2 tRNA genes and 2 rRNA genes are annotated in these 3,148 nt (G+C 51.7%); all 4 read right to left on the bottom strand.

The window, feature by feature from the left end:
• Positions 1-2,597 (bottom strand): 23S ribosomal RNA (locus tag ACKPEB_RS19365); the annotation flags it as partial.
• Positions 2,598-2,797: 200 nt separating this feature from the next.
• Positions 2,798-2,870, bottom strand: a tRNA-Ala gene (locus ACKPEB_RS19360).
• Between the two features lie 14 nt (positions 2,871-2,884).
• Positions 2,885-2,958: transfer RNA gene (locus ACKPEB_RS19355), tRNA-Ile, on the bottom strand.
• A gap of 122 nt (positions 2,959-3,080) precedes the next feature.
• Positions 3,081-3,148, bottom strand: a 16S ribosomal RNA gene (locus tag ACKPEB_RS19350); the annotation flags it as partial.

Raw genomic sequence — 3,148 nt, 5'->3', positions numbered from 1 at the left:
ATATGGACCGAACTGTCTCACGACGTTCTGAACCCAGCTCACGTACCGCTTTAATGGGCGAACAGCCCAACCCTTGGGACGTACTTCCGCCCCAGGTTGCGATGAGCCGACATCGAGGTGCCAAACCTCCCCGTCGATGTGAACTCTTGGGGGAGATCAGCCTGTTATCCCTAGAGTAACTTTTATCCGTTGAGCGACGGCCTTTCCACGCAGTACCGTCGGATCACTAAGGCCGTGTTTCCACCCTGTTCGAGTTGTCACTCTCACAGTCAAGCTCCCTTATGCCTTTACACTCTGCGAATGATTTCCAACCATTCTGAGGGAACCTTTGCGCGCCTCCGTTACCTTTTAGGAGGCGACCGCCCCAGTCAAACTGCCCCCCTGAAACTGTCTTCTTCCCGGCTTCACGGGAATGAGTTAGAATTCTAGCCTCTCTAGAGTGGTATCTCACCGATGGCTCCATCATCCCCACAAGGATGACTTCAAAGCCTCCCACCTATTCTGCGCAAGAGAAGCCCGAACCCAATTCCAGGCTACAGTAAAGCTTCATAGGGTCTTTCTGTCCAGGTGCAGGTAGTCCGTATCTTCACAGACAATTCTATTTCGCCGAGTCTCTCTCCGAGACAGCGCCCAGATCGTTACGCCTTTCGTGCGGGTCGGAACTTACCCGACAAGGAATTTCGCTACCTTAGGACCGTTATAGTTACGGCCGCCGTTCACCGGGGCTTCGGTCATCAGCTTTAGGTTTCCCCTGACCGACTTCCTTAACCTTCCGGCACTGGGCAGGCGTCAGCCCCCATACTTCCTCTTTCGAGTTGGCGGAGACCTGTGTTTTTGGTAAACAGTCGCCTGGGCCTCTTCACTGCGACTTACTTTCGTAAGCACTCCTTCTCCCGAAGTTACGGAGCCATTTTGCCGAGTTCCTTAGAGAGAGTTATCTCGCGCCCCTTGGTTTTCTCAACCTCCCTACCTGTGTCAGTTTCGGGTACAGGCATTGATAAATTAACGGTTTTAAGGCTTTTCTTGGAAGTTTGATGCTCTCTACTTCCCCTCCTTGGAGGGTCGGACTCCCGCCTTAGCTCAGTCTGTTTTCTCCAGACCTCTTCACCTCGTACGGTTGCACCGGTAACCATCTTCCGGCTAGCCCACACCTGCTTCGTTCCCTTGACCAATTTACCAACGGTACGGGATTATTCACCCGTTGTCCATCGACTACGCTCTTCAGCCTCGCCTTAGGCCCTGACTTACCCTCCGTGGACGAGCCGTGCGGAGGAACCCTTAGGGTTTCGGGGTGTAGGATTCTCACCTACATTTTCGCTACTCAAGCCGACATTCTCACTTCTGGTTCGTCCACATCTGCTTTCGCTAATGCTTCTCCCTACGCCAGAACGCTCCCCTACCAATACATACAGTATTCCACAGCTTCGGTACATCACTTAGCCCCTTTCATTTTCGGCGCAGCAACGCTTGACCAGTGAGCTATTACGCACTCTTTTAAGGTTGGCTGCTTCTAGGCAAACCTCCTGGTTGTCTGAGCATTCCCACCTCCTTTCTCACTTAGTGATGATTTCGGGACCTTAGCTGGTGGTCTGGGCTGTTTCCCTCTTGACGATGAAGCTTATCCCCCACCGTCTGACTGGTTGCTTACCTCTGGGTATTCAGAGTTTGTCTCGATTTGGTACCGGTCTCCCAGCCCGCACCGAAACAGTGCTTTACCCCCCAGATTCTTCCACAACCGCTGTGCCTCAACACATTTCGGGGAGAACCAGCTAGCTCCGGGTTCGATTGGCATTTCACCCCTAACCACACCTCATCCGCCGATTTTTCAACATCGGTCGGTTCGGACCTTCACTTGGTTTTACCCAAGCTTCATCCTGGACATGGTTAGATCACCCGGGTTCGGGTCTAAAAACGATGACGACTTCGCCCTATTCAGACTCGCTTTCGCTTGGGCTTCGACATTTTCTGTCTTAACCTGCCATCGCCTTTAACTCGCCGGCTCATGCTTCAACAGGCACACGGTCATCCGTTTAATCGGACTCCCATTGCTTGTAAGCTGACGGTTTCAGGTTCTATTTCACTCCCCTCCCGGGGTTCTTTTCACCTTTCCCTCACGGTACTGTTTCTCTATCGGTCACACAGGAGTATTTAGCCTTACCTCGTGGTCGAGGCTGATTCACACGGACTTTCACGGGCTCCGTGCTACTCGGGATTCAGCTTGGCTCTTTGAGTTTTCGACTACAGGACTTTCACCTTCTCTGGTGCAGGTTTCATCTGCTTCGTCTAACTCTCTAAGTCCAGTTCTGCTGTCCCACTACCCCAGTCGGAAAACCAACTGGTTTAGGCTGTTTCCCTTTCGCTCACCACTACTCGGAAAATCGCTTTTGCTTTCTTTTCCTCGGGCTACTAAGATGTTTCAGTTCGCCCGGTTCGCTCATGCCCACCTATTGATTCAGTGGGCTGTTTTTGGGTTGCCCCATTCGGACACCTCCGGCTCATTGCTTGCTTCCCGCTCCCCGGAGCTTTTCGTCGGTCGCCACGTCCTTCTTCGCCTCTGTGTGCCAAGGTTTCCACCGTCAGCCCTTTCTATCTTGACCAATTTTTTCTCTCTTGAGTTTGAATCGCTGTTCGTTTCCGAACTCCTGAACACCAAAATTGACCCGGGTTTTTCTCCCGGTTTTGGTTTCATTTTTGATCCCTTCTGATTCTTCTATGCAGTTTTCAAGGTTCTGGCTGGTTACATTCCCAGCATTTACTCTTTTTCTTAGACGTAGTGCTGGATTGTTTTTTGTTTTAGTGGAGGTAAGCGGACTCGAACCGCTGACATCTGCCTTGCAAAGGCAGCGCTCTACCAACTGAGCTATACCCCCACACTAATTTTAGGTGGGCTATCCTGGACTTGAACCAGGGACCTCACCCTTATCATGGGTGCGCTCTAACCACCTGAGCTAATAGCCCATTCCCAACCTAGTTTACGTTTGAAAGTCTCTTTTTCTCTTTCCTAGCTCCGACCTGGGATGACTTCTGTGAGTGCTTGTTTTTGTTGGGATTGGCACTTCTCCAGAAGTAGGTCTCCCTGAAAAGGAGGTGATCCAGCCACACCTTCCGGTACGGCTACCTTGTTACGACTTCACCCCAGTCATCAGCC

This window comes from Planktothrix sp., assembly GCF_046067725.1.
Taxonomy (GTDB): Bacteria; Cyanobacteriota; Cyanobacteriia; order Cyanobacteriales; family Microcoleaceae; genus Planktothrix.
This window is presented reverse-complemented; position numbering and strand designations above follow the sequence as displayed.